This window comes from Flavobacterium cheonhonense, assembly GCF_035671315.1.
In the GTDB taxonomy this organism is placed as follows: Bacteria; Bacteroidota; Bacteroidia; order Flavobacteriales; family Flavobacteriaceae; genus Flavobacterium; species Flavobacterium cheonhonense.
Genome location: NZ_JAXAVY010000021.1, coordinates 1 through 823, shown reverse-complemented (window position 1 = coordinate 823; position 823 = coordinate 1). Strand labels below are relative to the sequence as shown.

1 protein-coding gene is annotated in these 823 nt (G+C 38.9%); it reads left to right on the top strand.

Features of this window, described 5'->3' with window-relative positions; genetic code table 11:
• The coding region (locus SK086_RS13585) for a hypothetical protein (RefSeq protein ID WP_324692345.1) at window positions 1-823 on the top strand (823 nt) is incomplete at both ends.

Here is an 823-nt window from a genome sequence, read left to right as displayed (position 1 = left end):
ACCTGGTACTGCTGCCGGTTCTTACACAGTAACTTACCAAATTTGTGAAATCTTGAATCCTTCTAACTGTGATACTGCTGTGGTAACTGTTAACGTTATCGGTGCACCTATCGATGCAGTAGATGATACTTATAACAACATCCTTTGTTCTGCTAATGGAACTATTGGAAACATCTTAACAAATGACACTTTAAATGGAAATCCTGCTACACTTTCTAATGTAACACTTTCCGTATTATCAGGTAATAATTCATTTGTTAGCATTAATAACAATGGAGATGTAATTGTTTCTCAAAGTGGTTCTTGTGGTGATTATACTTTCACTTATCAAATTTGTGAAATCTTGAATCCTAACAACTGTGATACAGCAACAGTAACTGTAAGTATTACAGATAATATTGCTCCTACTTGGACATCTGCCAGTGGTTCACTTGATGTTACTTTAGAATGTGGAGATGCAAGTGGTTTGGCAGCAGCGCAAGCGCTTTTCCCAATCGCTTCTGATTCATGTGATACTGATGTAACTAATATTGTTAAAACTGAAGGACAATTTGTAGTTTCAACAACTTGTGCTAATTCAGGTACTTATACAAATACTTGGACCGTAACTGATGCTTGTGGAAATGTTTCTGACAAGTTCACACAAACAATTCGCATTCAAGATACTTTAGCCCCTGTAGCTCCTGAAGCTCCGGCTACGGTAACTGTGGCTTGTGCCGGTGACGTTCCTGCAATGGTATCGTTAACTGCTCAAGACAACTGTAACGGTGCTATCACTGTAGAAGGTGTTGACGCAATCGCTCAAGGTGACTGTGCTAACTCT